This is a genomic window from Bacillus sp. TE9106W (genome assembly GCF_054062215.1).
The window spans coordinates 331,943-348,284 of the sequence record NZ_JBSSFA010000005.1; the positions used below are offsets into that span (position 1 = coordinate 331,943).

The 16,342-nt window shown below is 34.0% G+C and carries 16 protein-coding genes and 1 pseudogene; 4 read left to right on the forward strand and 13 right to left on the reverse strand.

All coding sequences use genetic code 11. The features are described from left to right. Window positions 1–65: 65 nt before the first annotated feature. The 7 genes from ACVWY7_RS12895 to ACVWY7_RS12925 form a co-directional block, all read right to left on the reverse strand. Window positions 66–1,649 (reverse strand): aminotransferase class V-fold PLP-dependent enzyme, encoded by a 1,584-nt coding sequence (locus ACVWY7_RS12895; protein ID WP_456523822.1) that lies wholly within the window; start codon window positions 1,647–1,649, stop codon window positions 66–68. Window positions 1,650–1,718: 69 nt separating this feature from the next. Next, window positions 1,719–2,267 (reverse strand): glycerol-3-phosphate 1-O-acyltransferase PlsY, encoded by a 549-nt coding sequence (gene plsY, locus ACVWY7_RS12900; protein WP_456523823.1) that lies wholly within the window; start codon window positions 2,265–2,267, stop codon window positions 1,719–1,721. Between the two features lie 132 nt (window positions 2,268–2,399). Further along, complete coding sequence (locus ACVWY7_RS12905; RefSeq protein ID WP_456523824.1) at window positions 2,400–3,299, reverse strand: BadF/BadG/BcrA/BcrD ATPase family protein; 900 nt, start codon at window positions 3,297–3,299, stop codon at window positions 2,400–2,402. A 20-nt stretch (window positions 3,300–3,319) separates the two neighbouring features. Continuing rightward, window positions 3,320–4,468: an anhydro-N-acetylmuramic acid kinase AnmK gene (gene anmK / locus ACVWY7_RS12910; RefSeq protein WP_456523827.1), complete on the reverse strand. Its 1,149-nt coding sequence runs from the start codon at window positions 4,466–4,468 to the stop codon at window positions 3,320–3,322. A gap of 22 nt (window positions 4,469–4,490) precedes the next feature. Next, on the reverse strand, window positions 4,491–4,757 hold the full coding sequence (locus ACVWY7_RS12915) for a hypothetical protein (RefSeq protein WP_001021954.1): 267 nt from the start codon (window positions 4,755–4,757) through the stop codon (window positions 4,491–4,493). A gap of 79 nt (window positions 4,758–4,836) precedes the next feature. Then, a complete protein-coding gene (locus tag ACVWY7_RS12920; protein ID WP_001032292.1) occupies window positions 4,837–6,120 on the reverse strand; it encodes a PTS sugar transporter subunit IIC in 1,284 nt (427 codons plus the stop codon). Window positions 6,121–6,131: 11 nt separating this feature from the next. Then, window positions 6,132–6,437, reverse strand: coding sequence for a PTS sugar transporter subunit IIB (locus ACVWY7_RS12925; protein ID WP_000865899.1), 306 nt, complete (start codon window positions 6,435–6,437; stop codon window positions 6,132–6,134). 227 nt (window positions 6,438–6,664) lie between these two features. On the opposite strand from ACVWY7_RS12925, the gene ACVWY7_RS12930 reads away from it, so the two are divergent. After that, window positions 6,665–8,224, forward strand: a complete 1,560-nt coding sequence (locus ACVWY7_RS12930; RefSeq protein WP_456523825.1) for a glycoside hydrolase family 10 protein — start codon at window positions 6,665–6,667, stop codon at window positions 8,222–8,224. Between the two features lie 53 nt (window positions 8,225–8,277). On the opposite strand, the gene ACVWY7_RS12935 is transcribed toward ACVWY7_RS12930, so the two are convergent. The 3 genes from ACVWY7_RS12935 to ACVWY7_RS12945 form a co-directional block, all read right to left on the reverse strand. Further along, window positions 8,278–9,111 carry a DUF3974 domain-containing protein gene (locus ACVWY7_RS12935; protein WP_000008364.1) on the reverse strand — a complete coding sequence of 278 codons (834 nt, stop codon included), beginning with the start codon at window positions 9,109–9,111 and terminating at the stop codon, window positions 8,278–8,280. 24 nt (window positions 9,112–9,135) lie between these two features. Next, window positions 9,136–10,248, reverse strand: a complete 1,113-nt coding sequence (locus tag ACVWY7_RS12940) for a toxic anion resistance protein (protein WP_000137402.1) — start codon at window positions 10,246–10,248, stop codon at window positions 9,136–9,138. 313 nt (window positions 10,249–10,561) lie between these two features. After that, window positions 10,562–11,146: an O-methyltransferase gene (locus ACVWY7_RS12945; RefSeq protein WP_456523828.1), complete on the reverse strand. Its 585-nt coding sequence runs from the start codon at window positions 11,144–11,146 to the stop codon at window positions 10,562–10,564. A gap of 313 nt (window positions 11,147–11,459) precedes the next feature. On the opposite strand from ACVWY7_RS12945, the gene ACVWY7_RS12950 reads away from it, so the two are divergent. Continuing rightward, a complete protein-coding gene (locus ACVWY7_RS12950) occupies window positions 11,460–11,618 on the forward strand; it encodes a hypothetical protein (RefSeq protein ID WP_001100984.1) in 159 nt (52 codons plus the stop codon). 31 nt (window positions 11,619–11,649) lie between these two features. Here ACVWY7_RS12950 and ACVWY7_RS12955 read toward each other — a convergent pair whose 3' ends face one another. From ACVWY7_RS12955 to ACVWY7_RS12965, 3 genes are all read right to left on the reverse strand, one after another. After that, entirely contained in the window at window positions 11,650–12,519 is an 870-nt protein-coding gene (locus ACVWY7_RS12955; RefSeq protein ID WP_078418337.1) for an RNA polymerase sigma-70 factor, read from the reverse strand. Next, window positions 12,497–13,807, reverse strand: coding sequence for a phytoene desaturase family protein (locus tag ACVWY7_RS12960; protein WP_210627144.1), 1,311 nt, complete (start codon window positions 13,805–13,807; stop codon window positions 12,497–12,499). The genes ACVWY7_RS12955 and ACVWY7_RS12960 overlap by 23 nt, the downstream gene beginning before the upstream one ends. Before the next feature lie 93 nt (window positions 13,808–13,900). Next, window positions 13,901–14,206, reverse strand: a complete 306-nt coding sequence (locus tag ACVWY7_RS12965; protein ID WP_139365344.1) for a luciferase domain-containing protein — start codon at window positions 14,204–14,206, stop codon at window positions 13,901–13,903. A 206-nt stretch (window positions 14,207–14,412) separates the two neighbouring features. On the opposite strand from ACVWY7_RS12965, the pseudogene ACVWY7_RS12970 reads away from it, so the two are divergent. Together ACVWY7_RS12970 and ACVWY7_RS12975 are read left to right on the forward strand one after the other, a co-directional pair. Further along, window positions 14,413–14,988, forward strand: a pseudogene (locus ACVWY7_RS12970) (HD domain-containing protein); the annotation flags it as partial. A gap of 243 nt (window positions 14,989–15,231) precedes the next feature. Beyond that, window positions 15,232–15,864, forward strand: coding sequence for a cupin domain-containing protein (locus ACVWY7_RS12975; RefSeq protein ID WP_456523826.1), 633 nt, complete (start codon window positions 15,232–15,234; stop codon window positions 15,862–15,864). Window positions 15,865–16,342 lie beyond the last annotated feature (478 nt).

A 16,342-nucleotide genomic window follows, 5' to 3' on the forward strand; every position in this document is an offset into this window, starting at 1 on the left:
CTATTCCTAAGTTTTCGTATGTAGCAACTTCTTTATACGAAACCATCTATATTAAGAAAAAGTCTTTATATATGTACCTCACTCTGTAATACACACATTTGTAAACAATTCAACATCCTTTTCATATCACGTTCTTTGTAATGATTTAGGCATGCAATTTGGATCCAGTTATTCTTTTGTAAATACGCTGATTCATAATGGACAATATATCCTTGTAATGCTAACTCATCACCTATCGTTTTAGAGGACTGGCCTTCGCTTAATTGAATCGTAAGGATAATTGGCGCGGCATGTTCTTTAGGTGAAACAAGGTTTAATCCTATAGTCGTAATAGCTTCTTCCATATGATCATATGTCTCTTTTATTTTTACAAATGCTGTTTCATCTTCAAATCTCTTCAATGCTTCTTGCAAAGCATAAATTAAATTCCATGAATGAGAATATGGAATACTTTCATTTTCTTCGTACATGCCAATGTCCATATAGGCCGGTACTGCTTCATTTATTTTTACAATATGGTTATGAAAAACGAAAGATAATCCTGTATATGATTTAATCGCTTTTCCACTAACACCGCTTGCAAAATATATATCCTTTAAATCTATCGGTATTGCTCCAATCGAACTGATACAATCTACACATAGTTTCAGTTGATACTTGTTACTTAGAGCATTTAGCTCGTCTAAATCATTTAACATTCCAGTTGATGTTTCATGGTGAACAAACCAAAGCCATTCATAATTTCCACTTTCCATTACTTTTTCTAATTCTGTATAAAGAAATGGTTCCCCCATTTCTTTTTTATACGTATCAAAATGTAATTGCGCGCGTGTTGCGTGTCCAACTAATCTATTACCAAATTCCCCATTTGTTAATACGATTCCTTTTCCTTTTAAAGAACGTAACTGTAAAGCAATCGCATCATTCGCTAACGTCCCTGTTCCTAACATGATTTGCACACGTTTTGCTTTTGTCATTTGAAGTAATCGTTTCTTTACATTATCCATCGTCACTTGAAATGACTTAGAACGATGTGAAATAGGCTTAGTAGAAAATGCCTTTCGAACATTCTCTTCAATATCTACTGGGCCGGGTAAAAACGTATATTCTTTCGTCATAATTCCCCCAACACTCGACGCTTCAAACATAGCAGGGGTAACATACATTGGCTGGAATGCTGCTGCTTCTGTGCCAACTAACGTATGGAAAGCTTTAAATCCCATTTGCTCATATAAAGGTAGTTCACGTGTTGTAGCAGAAATGAGTGCCAATTCATATCCATTTAGAAGCAAATAACGATGTAGAAAACGAATTAATCCTAACAAAGCTCTTCCATTTCTATATTCACGTTCTACTGAAAGTAAACGAATTTCATATACGTTTTCTCCATGTTCTTGCAAATAAAAATCTAAATTTGAAATTTTATAATCTAACGAGAATGGTCGTTTTCCTCGCAACGCAACCATACCTACTAACTTATCGTCATCTAAACAAATTAAATATGTATTTTCTTCATGAAAACGATCTATACGAACACGATCTTTCGTTTCTTCATGTTGCGGAATTTCTTCTACAAATGTTTTATAATTCAATTTATGTATACGTTCAAATTCCCAAACTTGATCAGCAACTTTATAAATTAACCCCATGCCTTATCTCCTTTATGCATTTAATAAAAATGATAAGTGGAGATTAACCCCACTTATTAAATGTTTATTTCATTCGCGATTTACATATAAAATAAGTACAATGATAAGTGCACTTAAAATAGTCGTAACAATAGAGTAAGAATACAAAATCATGCAAATTGGTAAACAAGCGATTGTAATTAATCCTGGCTTCGTAAATCCTTTAAAGATTAAATAAAATATAATGAAAATAGCAACAAGGGTAAGCGCTATCAAATAATTAAATGCGATTAATCCTCCGATAAATGTTGATATACCTTTTCCGCCCTTGCCTTTAAATACAATTGGATAAATATGCCCAAGTAAAACAGCCAGTAAAGCTAACATTACAAATGTAGAATCTCCAAAAAGGTATTTTGCAGTAGAAACTACGATTGCCCCTTTAATTGCATCACCTAAAAATGTAGCAATGAAATATCCTTTTCCATATACACGCCCCATATTTCTTGCACCAGGATTACCGCTTCCTTCATTCCGAATATCAACGTTATGTCTCCATTTCGTTACTATATAAGCGGTCAATATGTTTCCAAATAAATAAGAAGCCACCAAATACAAAAACTGCATACTATTAATCATGTAATCATTCACTTTCTATATGGGAATACATATACAATATTCAAGAACTATGTATATTGTACTTTTTTATATACATCCCTTCATACATTTTAACATCATATATTTACAAATCATACAAAAATTCTCATGCTTCTATTTTTTAAAATATATATTCTTCATTAAATAATATGCTCCTTTTGCTGCTGGTTCTGATTGTGGTACAAATGTAACTTCTCCTATACTTTTCTCACAGCATTTCTTAAATGCAGCATATATTTCAGGAACGAAACGCAATATGCTGCCACTTACTGCAATTGAAGTTGATTCATCAAACTGCATTTTATTGTAAATATTAACCGTAATTCTCGTTAATTCCTTAGCCGCTTGCATTATAATTTCTTGCGCAACATCATTCCCATTTCTTGCTTCCTCAATAACGAGTGGTGCGATTGCTGCAACTTTATCTTTTGAAGAACGATAAACTAGTCTTTTTATATGAGAGGACGTCAAAAGTTGAAACTCATCTTGAATCCTTAAGCTTAATGGACAAAGTGTAACGCCTTGATCAAATTGATTTGCCATTCTCTTTAAACCTTGTAATGCAATCCAATATCCACTTCCTTCATCACCTAAAATATGTCCCCATCCCCCACTATACTCGTACACTTTTCCTTTCTTTCCAATACAGATTGCGCCTGTACCACCAATCGTTAAAATTCCATCCTTCCCTTTTAAAGCAGCGGCATGTGCTATCATTGCGTCATTAAAAACTTCAATTTGTATTCCGTACTTCTGTTTTAGACGTAATGTTAATTCATTTGTATTTGCGCCACTTATACCTGCTAATCCTAAACAAATACAAACGCAATGTCCTTTCACTACATTTTTCTGGCATTGATCAATCGCTTCCATAATATGCACAAGAGCTTCTTCAAAATCTATTAATATATTTCCAAAACCACTCTTACCACTTATAATTTCCTTTCCGTCTTGATCAAAGGCAATTGCTTTTGTCTTCGTTCCCCCACCATCTACTCCAATCATATACTTCATATATGTTCACCTCATTTTCTTCATACCGGAGGAAATGTTATATTCCCTAAAACTACAGATTGCTTTGCGCCTGTTGCGCTTGGCACATTACTCGGACTGCAATGATGCGTTTCGTTTGCTAAAATTGCAAAGACAATAGCTTCTTTCGCCTCTGAAGAATAGCCTATATCTTCTTGAATGAATATTGCGCAGTTTTCATCCTTCAATCCATTTCGCAACATTTCAACAAGTGTGCCATTATAACTGCCACCACCGCCTAATATCACCTCATCGATTTCATAATACGGCAAGATAAACTTCTTATAATGATGAACAATTGAATTTGCAGTAAACATCGTGACAGTCGTCAATATATTTTCTTTACTATGCTTTTCAAACCGCTTCAATAATTCACTTACAAATTTTTCTCCAAACTGTTCTCTACCTGTTGATTTCGGTGGATTCATTTTCAAAAATGGATGACTCATACAATATGTCAAAATTTCATCTACAACTCTACCCTGTTTTGCAATCTCACCATTTTGATCATATGGCAACTGAAATAACCTTTGACATACTTCATCAATTATCATATTCCCTGGACCAGTATCAAAAGCTATAACGTTCTGATCACTTTGTTGATTTGGTATTACTGTAACATTACTAATCCCACCAATATTTTGTAGTAGTCTATTTTTACTTGGATCACGATACAAAATGACCTCTGAATATGGCACAAGTGGTGCACCTTGTCCTCCTGCTGCCATGTCCATCGTTCGGAAATTTGAGATAACCGTCGTGTTCGTTTCGTATGCTATTACTGCAGGTTCCCCAATTTGCAATGTGGAAGGTATCCTATTACCATCTTGCTTCGGCTGATGATAAATCGTTTGTCCGTGAGAACCTATCAAATCTAATTGTTCCAAAGAAAAATTGGCCTCTTTACAAACTTCCTTTACAGCATTGGCAAAACATAAACCGAGCTTAAAATTCAAACTACATATGAGTTGGACATTTGAATTTTCTATTGATAACGCTTGTTGTATTTCACTTTTTATATCATTACAAAATGGAACTGTAGTAAAATGGATGAGTTCGACCTTAGACTCTACACCACTCCCTTCTATACGAACGAGCGCTACATCTATTCCATCTAATGAAGTACCGGACATTACCCCTGCAATATACATAACATGCATGACCTCCTATTTACTAAAAAACAATCATGTAAGTTACAAATGTACAACCAATCGAAAACAATATAAATCTAAAAAACAACTGAGCTTTCGATGCAAACGATCCATCAATGAAAGAAACAACTACTGTAAGCAAAATGCTTGCCGCAATGCTTGTAACGAGCCATATACTATGCATTTGTGATAGATGTAGCATTCTTAATATAGGCACAAAAAGTAAATTCGCACATATCACTCCAAATAATAATAAAAATACACCTTTATAACTAAATTTTATATTCATTCCATTTCACCCTCTCTCAACTTAATGTGAAAGAAGTGATAGACAAAATGCCTATCACTCACAAAATAAAGCATAAAGATTATGGATTAACAGATTTTCCTTCACCATTCTTCTCAATTTCAAGCATATTTTTGTCGTACATTTTAAAGAATGGTAAATAAATAAGGAATGATATTGCTATATTTATTAAGACTAATACAATTGCACGCCAATCTCCTCCAGTAGCCAAATATGCACCAATTGGGGCTGGTAATGTCCATGGCGGCATAATATGAGTTGGCGTTACAAATCCCATTGCAGTTGCAGCATAAGCGATAGTCGCTGTTACTAGCGGCGTAATGACGAAAGGAATAATTAAAATTGGATTCAATACAATCGGCAAGCCGAATATAACTGGTTCATTAATATTAAAAATCCCAGGCACAATACAAGTTCTCGATAATGCCTTCGAATATTTTGATCGACCAAATACGATCATCGCTAACACAAGCCCTAACGTTGCTCCCGAACCACCAATCCAAATAAACCATTGATAAAACGGCTCTGGTGCAATGAATGGAAATTGACTCGCACCACTTGCTACAGCTTCACCATTTTTCCCTAAATATACATCCCAAAGCGGTCTTGCTACAGTACCTACAACCGATACACCATGTATTCCGAAGGACCAGAAAAATGTAATTAAAAATACAGGTATTATGACGCCAAAGTAACTATCTCCAGCTTTGACTAACGGTGCGGCTAATTTATCCACTACGTAATGTACATCAACTTTAAAAACAACTGTAATAAGGCTCATAATAATAATAACGAATGCAGCAGGTATAAGTGCTTCAAACGAACGCGATACTGAAGGTGGTACTTGTTCTGGCATTTTGATCGTTACGTTGTTCTTCTTACAAAATCTTAAAATCTCAACTGATAAAATAGAAACAATCATAGTCACGAATAATCCATGCCCTCCGAGATTTGTCATCGGAAGCATAAATCCTTTTTTATCAATTAATTCAGGAGTTAATGTTAATAGCAGTGAACATACTGCAAGCTGAGCTCCCGATAAAGCATCTAACTTATAACTCTTCGCTAAATTATATCCTATTCCAAATGCTATATATAAAGACATAATAAACATCGTCAAACGATATGGTATTAATATACTTGTTTGATTCTTTAATGCCCAAACGGATATGAAACTATCTTTCGGTAATGGTGGAAATGCTACGATTAAAAAGAAACTTCCTACGATGATAAATGGTAATGCTGAAATAACTCCATCACGGATTGCTTGTAAATGTCTCTGTTCAGAAAGTCTTGCCATCGGTCCAGATAAGTTTTTATCAAGAAACGTGACAAACTTATTCATAACGGTTCCCCCTAACGAATTAAATCATTTACAGTCTTTAATAAAGTCGGTCCGCCAAGTGGCGTATATGCTTGCGGCGGAATGATACCACACGGAATAGACTCCTCTTCTGCAATTTTTTTTACAGAGTCAAATCGGTGTCTAACTTGTGGTGCAACCATTACAACATCCCAACCATTTTTTACTTCTTCTTCCACCTCACTTGTTCCAATCGCATGTACTTCCATGTTTACACCCTTTTTCTCCGCCTCTTTTTTTAAAGCGTTTACAACAATTGCGCTGGACATTCCTCCAGAACAAACGAACAAAACCTTCATTTATGAATCCTCCTATACTTATAATTTACTACCCTTCAAATGAAAGGAAGTTTCACTTTACTAACAAGCATATGAAGTAGTGAAAGAATTTAGTTATAATGAAAGTAAATTTCAGTAAAAATATTTTTCCTATTAAATTAATGTTTCAATATTTATTTTTCTCAATTGTAAGAACAACCTCATCTCGGATATCATAATAGTTAACCACATAATAGGGAGGCGTATAAATGATTGTTAAACGTTTATTAATGATATGTTGTATCGTCATCTTTTTTATTCCTTTCACTTTCATTTCCCCTCACTCTACTTATGCTGAAGCTAATACTACGTATAAAAAACATGAATTACGTGCTGTATGGATCGCATCTGTTCTTAATATTGATTGGCCCTCAAAAACCGGCTTACCCATCGAAAATCAAAAACAAGAGTTTATTAGATTATTAGACGATGTAAAAAACACCGGTATGAATGCAGTCGTTGTACAAATCAAACCAACCGCTGATGCTTTCTATCCTTCAAATTACGGTCCTTGGTCTGAATACATTACGGGCACACAAGGAAAAGATCCTGGTTATGACCCACTCGCATTTATGGTCGATGAAGCACATAAAAGAAATATAGAATTCCACGCATGGATTAACCCATACCGAATAACGATGAATCACACTGATATAAATCGATTATCAAATAATCACCCTGCAAAACAACATCCCGATTGGATTGTACCTTATGGCGGGAAGCTATATTACAATCCCGGTATTCCAGAAGTGAAAAAATTTATAACTGAAGGTGCTTTAGAAATTGTGCAAAATTATGACATTGATGCGCTGCATATGGATGATTATTTTTATCCATATAAAGTAGCAGGTGAACAATTCCCCGATCAAAAGACGTACGAAACGTATAATAACGGTAGATTTACAAATATAGAGGATTGGCGACGTAACAATGTAAATGAACTTGTAAAAGATTTAAATACTGCTATAAAACAAGAAAAATCATACGTAAAGTTTGGCATAAGTCCGTTCGGCGTATGGCGAAATATAGCTGACGATCCAACTGGCTCTAACACAACTGCAGGTCAAAGGAACTATGATGACCTTTACGCTGATACACGTGAGTGGATACAAAAAGGATATATTGACTACATTACACCGCAAATCTATTGGAATATTGGTTTCACACCAGCTGCATATGACATTTTAGTAGATTGGTGGGTAAAAGAAACAAATAATAAACCGATTCACCTATACATCGGTCAGGCTGCCTATAAAATTAATAATAATTCTGTCCCGGCTTGGTCTGATCCAGAAGAATACCCAAGACAAATTGCATTAAATCGGTTATATCCTGAAATAAAAGGTAGTATGCATTTTAGCTTAAAAGATATTAATAACAATCCACTAGGAGTTAAAGATAGACTCTCAAAAGACATATATAAACATCCTGCATTAATCCCCTCTATGCCTTGGCTTGATCATGATCCACCAAAACAACCGACTTTAAAAGGTGCTATTCCAAGAGATGAAGGTATTGCTATAGGTATTATTGACGATAGAGAGAATGATTCTGCTTATTACGCCATTTATCGTGTGAATGGAAAAAATGCAGTGGATATACAAAACCCTAAAAATTTACTTACTACTGTAAGGAAAACAAAACTTGGAGAAATTTATGTAGATAAAACAGCTATCTCTGGAGAAGCGTATACGTATGTCGTAACTGCAGTTGATCGATTGCATAATGAAAGTGTTGCATCTAGTCATACTACTGTTAAAGCAAAATAACAGCTCATAAAAAACGCCTTAAAGCTAAGTATTAAAGCTTTAAGGCGCCTTTTTTATTTATTTTTAAACTTCTCAGTCGCTGCTCTCATCTTCACATTCAAATCGTGATCAATCGAGTCACGAATATCCCGCTCTACTACTTCCATTTCTTTTTGGAAATTTTGTAAGTAGATTTTCAATTCTTCTTCTTTTTCAGGCCGTTGTGATGGTGGTAGTTGCACCACTAAAGATAACATCGCTATTAAATCTTTCATTAAGAACGTTTCAAGTTTATGTTGTTGTTCAAACATACGCTGCTCTTGATAGTACGGCAAGGCATTTAATACTGAAATTGTAATATCATCAACAGTTTTTTGTAATGAAGGATTTATTGAGCGTTTATACGCTTGAATTGTATTTAATGCATCTGGATATCGATCATAAAAATACAATTTATAAAACGATAAATCTGTCGGTTTTACTGTTTGCTGCGTTTCTTGTCTTAAAAAATCTTTCACTTTTATCGCAGCTACATCAATATCTTCATTTGTAAGTTTTTTCGTTGTTTTTGCCATTACATGTACTTTTTTCTGTTTTTCTTTCGGTAACATTGAGAATACTTGCTCTCTCGTACGTTGGCTCGATGCACAGAAAAGAGTGTTTAATGTATGTTGTTCTTTTTTTCCTTCCGTGCGAATCCAGCGATAAAAGAGTGGATGTTGTGTAAATTCTTGTAGAAACGGTAATGATTTATTCGATAACTTTTCTAAAGAATCGTGTGCTCTTTTATATGGCTTCGTCCATGAAAAATACAGTTTTCGTCCGAAATATACGACTAAAACAACGACCGTAAATGCGATTAAAAGCAATGTACCGAGTAATAATAGTACGGTTTGAATGAAACTCATTTTTTCACCTCCTCTAAAAGTCTGCTATTTTCTTGGGCGCTGAATGAGCTTTTGTTTCATTTCATCATTAAATGTGTCTAGTTCAATAACAAACTTCTTACTTGATTCGATAATACGTTCTGATGATTTCTCAGAAGCTTCAATCGCAGCAAATACATTTTGGAATGATTCGCGTAATTTATCCATACTAATTGCCGGATTTTCAAGAAGTTTTGTTGTTTCTTCAGTGTTTTGTTTTAATGCTTGTGAGTTACTTAATACCATTGATTCAATTGCTTCATTTGTCGCATTCACTGCATCGATTGTTTTACGTTGATTCGTTAATGCTAGCTGAATAGCAGCGGAAACTGTTACAACGTTTTGCGTCATCGTAATTGCATTACGAATTGCCTCTGTTAACTTTTCATTATTTTTCTTAATAATGTCTACAGATGCGATAGATTGTAATAACACACTTTTCGCTTGCTGCATATTACGTGTACGCACTAGAATCTTTTCTAATGCATCGTTAATTAATGGAATATCTCTTTGACGTTCTGGATTTTGTTTCTCAGCTTCGAGCATGCCAGCCAGTTTTTTCCCTAAGTATACTTGCTTATCAAGCGCATGGATTTTATCGTGTGATTGCTCTTTAAGCATTTCAAGACCAACTGTATCTTCTTGTAAGTTGTCACGACCAATTAGAAGCGATCTTATAATCTCCTCAATTTGCTTATCTATAGATTGATATTTATGCACGTATGTTTCAAGTGGATTTTTCTTAAATACTTTAAACATAATTTTCTTCATACCACTTGCTTTTAATGAATTCGGATCAAGCTCTGATACTACTTTTCGTAATTCTAACAATGTATTTGGAATTTCTTCATTTTTCCCGTTCATCATCGCTGTGACAGGACGTTTTAATGCTGATAACGTTTGTCCTGCTGCTTGTTGTTCTTTATCCCCTAAATCTCCTAACTGAGACAATACTTTCGATAAATCTGTATTTTGCTCGCTATTTAACTTTTGTACATAAAGATCGGCTTCTTTATTTAATTCATCAAGTTCTTCATCTTTTATAACTGTATCAACTACTACTTCTACATTATTATCTTTCACAATTGATACGGGTTCTTTTTTCTCAAGTTCAGTCAACAAAATCGCTCCTTTATTTATATGTGCGAATTTATGTGCACTATATTTCATCTAATATATTGTATTTCATGTGCAAACAGCCTATAGGAAATCAACCTTCAAGAAATACCTGCTTATGCAGTCATTCCCTGTTTCTTACTATAAGTATACCTGTAAACAACATAATTTTCCTCAGACTTAAGACCTAGAGACCGACATGCTGAAGGCGGATTCTTCGTATGTTACATATATAAATTACGTTCTTCCCATCCTACTGTACTCAATCTTTTGACATACACCCTTTTTCAATGTGATAATTATATTGCGCTCAATCCTATTGATTCTTACGCGCTACAAATGCACCATTTTGAAATGCCAATAACACTGTTTCAAACATTTCATCTTCTTCAATCATTTTTATAAACTCAGCTAATTCACTCGCATGAGAAGTAGCATTATCGACAACAAGAAGACCTTTTGGTTGTAAAATGCGTTTTACATGCTCAAGCCACCACATGTATTGCGTACGCTCTGAATCTAGGAAAATAAAATCAAATGAATGATCTAGTTGTGAATCTAAAAATGCCCCTGCTTCTTGATTGTGAACATCAATCCTTTGTAAAAGATTTGCCTTTTCAAAATTGGCAAGTGCCTCTCCAACTCGTTCTGAGGAAAGCTCTACAGTTGTTACATTTCCATTTGTTTCTTCTACCGCATCAGCTAACCACAATGTAGAATAACCATTAGAAGTTCCAATTTCTAAAATGTTTTTTGCACTACACCCTTTTACTAAAATTGATAAAAATTGCCCCATCTCACGAGAAATATTCCGTAATTTTTCTTCCCGTGTTTTTTTATTTCGATCATGCTCTTCTCCATATTGTTCAAGTTGAAATAATAATGAATTTAATATATCCATTCTTTTCATCGCCTTTCTAAAGCAATATGATGAAAAAGCTCCTGTTGCTCGTCTACTTTCATTATATGCGAAACAAAAACCTTTTTCTCGTTATATGACAAAGATTTATAATTTTTTATAGCATATTGTTTCGTTTTTTGGTAAAGTTAATTTCTACGTGCAATTATTCCATTCATATTATTTCATATTAAAATTGCAGTTATTAAATTATATAAACCCCATTTAAATGAATCGGTATTTCAAATTCAATTAAGCGCCCTTTCTGGACGCATTTTCTTTGTTTATATATTTCTAGAAGAAAGGAAGCTTACAAATGAACGTGATTAGCTTAGATGCTGCTCGAAAACGAAAGCAGCACAAAAAATTAATGATTACTATACCGATTATTACACGTATTTATGAAGAAGACGGGGAAATTAAATTTGAGGTAGCTGGCGAAAAAGATGTCCCTCTTGAAATGTTAGAAAAATAATAAAAAACGCATTTCTGAAGAAATGCGTTTTTTATATTTTTACATTTAAATGCATAAGTTTCTCAGGATTAACTACCATATAAATGTTTGAAATCTTCTCATCCTCAAACGCGAACGAAAGAACATATGTTATTTGATTATTTATTGTAACTATAACTCCTGGCATACCGTTTACTATTTTGAAATCAACAGTATACTCTTCTGTCAATCGTTGCACAATCCCAAAGAACAAACGTATAATTCGATCCGCAGAATAAATCGGATGAATCGCAGTCGTAACTTTACCACCACCATCAGCTTTGAATATAGCATCTGTTTTTAATACTTCTAACATACCTTGCGCATCCCCACACTGTAATGATGATACAAACTTTTCAACATAAGCAGCCATTTTCTTCGTGCTTAATGTCGATTGCTTCGGCTTATCCAATATACTTTTTCGTGCCCGTTGAAAAATCTTTCTACAGTTCACACTACTCTTATCAACAATCGAAGCTATTTCTTCGTATTCATAACTGAAAACCTCTCTTAATATGAAAACAATCCTTTCTACCTCAGACAGTTGTTGTAAAAGTAATAAATATGCTGTGGAAAGGGATTCTTTCATTACAAATGACTCTGATGGCTCATCACTTTCTTCTACTAGTGGCTCTGGCAACCACATTCCTACGTACACGTTGCGTTTATACGCTGCCGAACGTAATTTATCAATTGAACGATTTGTCACCATCTTACACAAATACGCTTTCATATTTTCTATAGACTGAAGATCTTCTATATTATTTAATGAGATAAATACATCCTGAACGATATCCTCAGCATCCATAACACTCCCAAGGATTCTATATGCTAACGAAAATAATAATGGTTGATACACTTCATATAATTGCTCCGTTTCCATGATGAACTGCCTCACTTTCTAATTGCTTTAAAATGTGTAACGCTGCACGTTTTCCGCTTGCTACTGCAGCATCAGCTAATATTTCATCATGCCCAGCCCAATCACCTGCAACGTAAACACCTGGCATTTCAGGAATATTAGGACTTGGGGTTTCAACTCGATTAATATGAGGAAAATCATATACTACCTTTATTGTCGGTAAATATTGCTGTGCAACAACTTCTCTTTTCCAATTTGGATGTAACAAATCCATCGTACTTTCTAACTGTTCTTTATCTTCATGAGTGTGTTTCATCTCTAGTGTAGGATTCTGGTACTTAATTAAACTTACAGCAATTGATCCATCATCACTTAATTTAGCTGCTCTTGATTGATTCGTGAAAAATATAGGTTGATCTAACCCTAATGCAAATTGATGTGTCGGATTAGGTAATCGTCTCAAACCAATATCTAATGCAGCAACAGTAACTGGTACCGATTGTTCACTCCATCTATGCAAGCTTGTTCCTTCTGCACCTTTTATTATGTTACAAGCTTCTTTCGGTGGAGTCGTCACAATGACTGTACCTACTTCAAATACCTCATCGTCAAAACAATATATTCTTTGTTTATCTTCGTAATGCTCTATTTCCAAAACATGCTTTTTAGCCAAAAATTGCACCCCGACATGATTCGCTATGTCTCTTAATTTTGTTATTATCGTCTCCCAGCCACCATCTACATAAAATACCCCTTCTTTTATTGAAAGCTGTATTTGCTTTAGTACAGATGATGCTAATTGTATTGTAGGAGCAAACGTATATGTTGTTGTTCGGCATAATGCATAAAATATATTTCGAACCATTGGATCTTTTATTTCATTTTCTGTCCATGTAGTTAGACTCATTTTTGGAACTTCTCCTACATTTAAATTCCCTAAACGAATCATTAGACGTAAGAATTGTACTTTTGCAGACCACGAAAGTAGTGGTGTTGATAAAATTGAGCGAAAATCTGTCGGGATGGTGAATATATCCCTTTTCCATATTCCATGTGCTTTTGTAGATGGTATTCCCCCCGGTAAATTCATACCGAGCTCATTAAAAGTTAAAAATGCTGCTCCTCCTCTATATAAGGCGTGTGCACCAAGGTTCATACAGATCCCATTTTTATTTATAGTCATCCCTCGACCACCAAAACGACTGGACTTTTCTAACACAATCACTTTCCTTCCAGCTTTCGCTAAATATATAGATGCTGTTAATCCAGCAAGGCCACCACCAACAATTGCTACATCAAATTTCTTCATAATAAAATCCCTCCTTATCGTTCTACATACAAGACGAACGATTAAAGAGGGATGTGACATAAAAATATATTTTTACTCATCTATTTTATTTCATTATTTTTTAATTCTGTCATATTGCATACGAAATAACTCAATTGCAAATGGTATATCCTCTGCACTCTTTATATAATAACTGATCCATCCTGATTCAGGTAATACGTGATGTGCTTTCACTAATCCTTTGTTTACTAATTCATCTCGCTTTAACTTTGGAAATGGTAAATCAACTAACTTATCTCCATGCAGATGACCCAGTTCTTTCTTACCATAATTTATTTCAATACCACCAAATCGATGCGGTTTTTCAGAAACACCAGCCCAGCTGAGCACTTCACTTCTAATTATTTCACTAAATGACATACACATTCACTCCTTATTAATGATTGATGTAATTTTAAATTAACATTTTCATTACTTTTTTCCATCAATCCAAAGTATGAACGGGAATACGAATATAGTTTAATCTCAACACCTTTATATATATTTCATAATTAAAATAATTTAAAAGGGTGTTTATTCTATTATATAGAATTATTATTAAAAATAATTTTAAGGGATGGATTTATATGAGCGAGGTGTTATTACAAAAGGCAAATTATTTACAATCTAATGAATTAAAACTTTTGAAAAAAGCTATACAATTTGCAGAGCGAGCACATGATGGACAATACCGTCAAACCGGAGAACCATATATTATTCACCCTTTCGCAATTGCAGAAATACTGATAAATTATAAAGCTGACATTACAACATTGATTGCTGCGTTATTACACGATGTTGTAGAAGATACAGAACATTCTTTAGAAGAAATTGAATCATATTTTGGTACAACTATTAGATATATTGTAAATGGATTAACAAAAGGAAAAAAACAACAAGATCAAAACAAAATAATATACGAAGCAATTAATTTTAAAAAACTACTATTATCCTCTCAACATGATATACGTGTTGGCATTATTAAAGTTATAGATCGCCTTCACAATATAAAAACATTGAATGTTAAAAAACCGGCGAAACAAGTAGCATATGCGAATGAAACTTTAACACTTTTTGCGCCACTTGCAAAGCGACTAGGATTATATACAATCCAGTATGAATTAGAAAATCTTGCTTTTCAATATTTACATAAAGAAAGATATTAGATTGGCTCAATTATGCCAATACCGCTAAAGCACAATTAATTATTCAGCAAAAACTATCTTAAATAACAGACCAGTGCTTCTTATAAAAAGTATTGACCTGTTATTTAAGATACGAAATACAACCCCCATTTTTATGGAATAAGCAAATTGAATATGATATCAATAACTGCACATAACCAACAATAGACACATATCCTAATTTTGTAACCTTACTTACTAATAGAAAGGCAGGTAATACAATTGACTTCCAATATCGACTACACTTCCCCCTCAACTAATTTCACTTATGATTTAAATAAAAGTAATTTTTTTCAGAAAGATGCCCAAAATTATATAAACGTACTTGGCATGAAACAATTAAATACGTTAGAAAATACTTCTTTATTAGATATCTATTTAAGTACAGGAAATGTTGTAGAGCCGCATATTCATCAAAATGCAGCTGAACTTGTTTACTGTATTTCAGGATCGGCGGTTGTTTCTTTACTTAATCCTTTTACAAATCAAATATTAAACTTAACTATAAAACCGGGGCAAGTTGCAAATATTCCACAAGCGTGGTGGCATTATGAAATTGCTACAGCAGATAACACTCATTTATTAGCAATTTTCGACGCACCAACACCAGAAGTTATTTTTGGTTCTGACATGTTAAGATTAACTCCCACTAATATAATGGCCCATACTTACTGTCTCGATGAACAACAATGGAAACAAGCAGTATCCCCTATTCAATCCACTACAGTAATCGGTCCTCCAGCAAATTGTAATCAAAAACGCGGAACGATAAACCCAGCAACTCAGCCTCCTAATCCACAACAAAATTTATATTATCCAGATTCATATTATTTCCCTCTTTACTGGGGATATTAATTTATATTGTGAAGGGACAATTATTTATCTCCTCGGGAAATACGTAGGAGATTTTTTTATTGTATACCCATTCCTATTTATTATCGTAACAATTAATAGAGTACATACATATAATATTTATATATTTAATTGGAGGTGATAGTACTATGAGTAATTATAACTATCGAAAAAACTACTCTCATAATAAAAATAGTAGTTCATCAACATCCTCTCAGTCTTCGAATTCTCAATCTTCCAATTCCCAATCACAAAGAGACTTAGCCGAGCAAGGCTATGTAAAGAAAAAAGGATGTAACTGTAATAAAAACAAATAGTTTATTACTAATTTGAACAATAACCTTTTAACGCTCACGAGTAGAGTAGAAAACTGAAACAGATTATATTTTTCTTTAGGGGTGGCTTTGCCATCCCTTTTCTGTTTCAGTTTCCCCTCATCAAACCGTACGTGAGGTTTTCCCTCATACGGCTTTCCGATGTT

Coding starts and splice junctions, on each gene's coding strand:
- ACVWY7_RS12895 (WP_456523822.1), bottom strand. CDS start 1,649: ATGGGGTTAATTTATAAAGTTGCTGATCAAGTTTGGGAATTTGAACGT.
- plsY (WP_456523823.1), bottom strand. CDS start 2,267: ATGATTAATAGTATGCAGTTTTTGTATTTGGTGGCTTCTTATTTATTT.
- ACVWY7_RS12905 (WP_456523824.1), bottom strand. CDS start 3,299: ATGAAGTATATGATTGGAGTAGATGGTGGGGGAACGAAGACAAAAGCA.
- anmK (WP_456523827.1), bottom strand. CDS start 4,468: ATGTATATTGCAGGGGTAATGTCCGGTACTTCATTAGATGGAATAGAT.
- ACVWY7_RS12915 (WP_001021954.1), bottom strand. CDS start 4,757: ATGAATATAAAATTTAGTTATAAAGGTGTATTTTTATTATTATTTGGA.
- ACVWY7_RS12920 (WP_001032292.1), bottom strand. CDS start 6,120: ATGAATAAGTTTGTCACGTTTCTTGATAAAAACTTATCTGGACCGATG.
- ACVWY7_RS12925 (WP_000865899.1), bottom strand. CDS start 6,437: ATGAAGGTTTTGTTCGTTTGTTCTGGAGGAATGTCCAGCGCAATTGTT.
- ACVWY7_RS12930 (WP_456523825.1), top strand. CDS start 6,665: ATGATTGTTAAACGTTTATTAATGATATGTTGTATCGTCATCTTTTTT.
- ACVWY7_RS12935 (WP_000008364.1), bottom strand. CDS start 9,111: ATGAGTTTCATTCAAACCGTACTATTATTACTCGGTACATTGCTTTTA.
- ACVWY7_RS12945 (WP_456523828.1), bottom strand. CDS start 11,146: ATGGATATATTAAATTCATTATTATTTCAACTTGAACAATATGGAGAA.
- ACVWY7_RS12950 (WP_001100984.1), top strand. CDS start 11,460: ATGAACGTGATTAGCTTAGATGCTGCTCGAAAACGAAAGCAGCACAAA.
- ACVWY7_RS12955 (WP_078418337.1), bottom strand. CDS start 12,519: ATGGAAACGGAGCAATTATATGAAGTGTATCAACCATTATTATTTTCG.
- ACVWY7_RS12960 (WP_210627144.1), bottom strand. CDS start 13,807: ATGAAGAAATTTGATGTAGCAATTGTTGGTGGTGGCCTTGCTGGATTA.
- ACVWY7_RS12965 (WP_139365344.1), bottom strand. CDS start 14,206: ATGTCATTTAGTGAAATAATTAGAAGTGAAGTGCTCAGCTGGGCTGGT.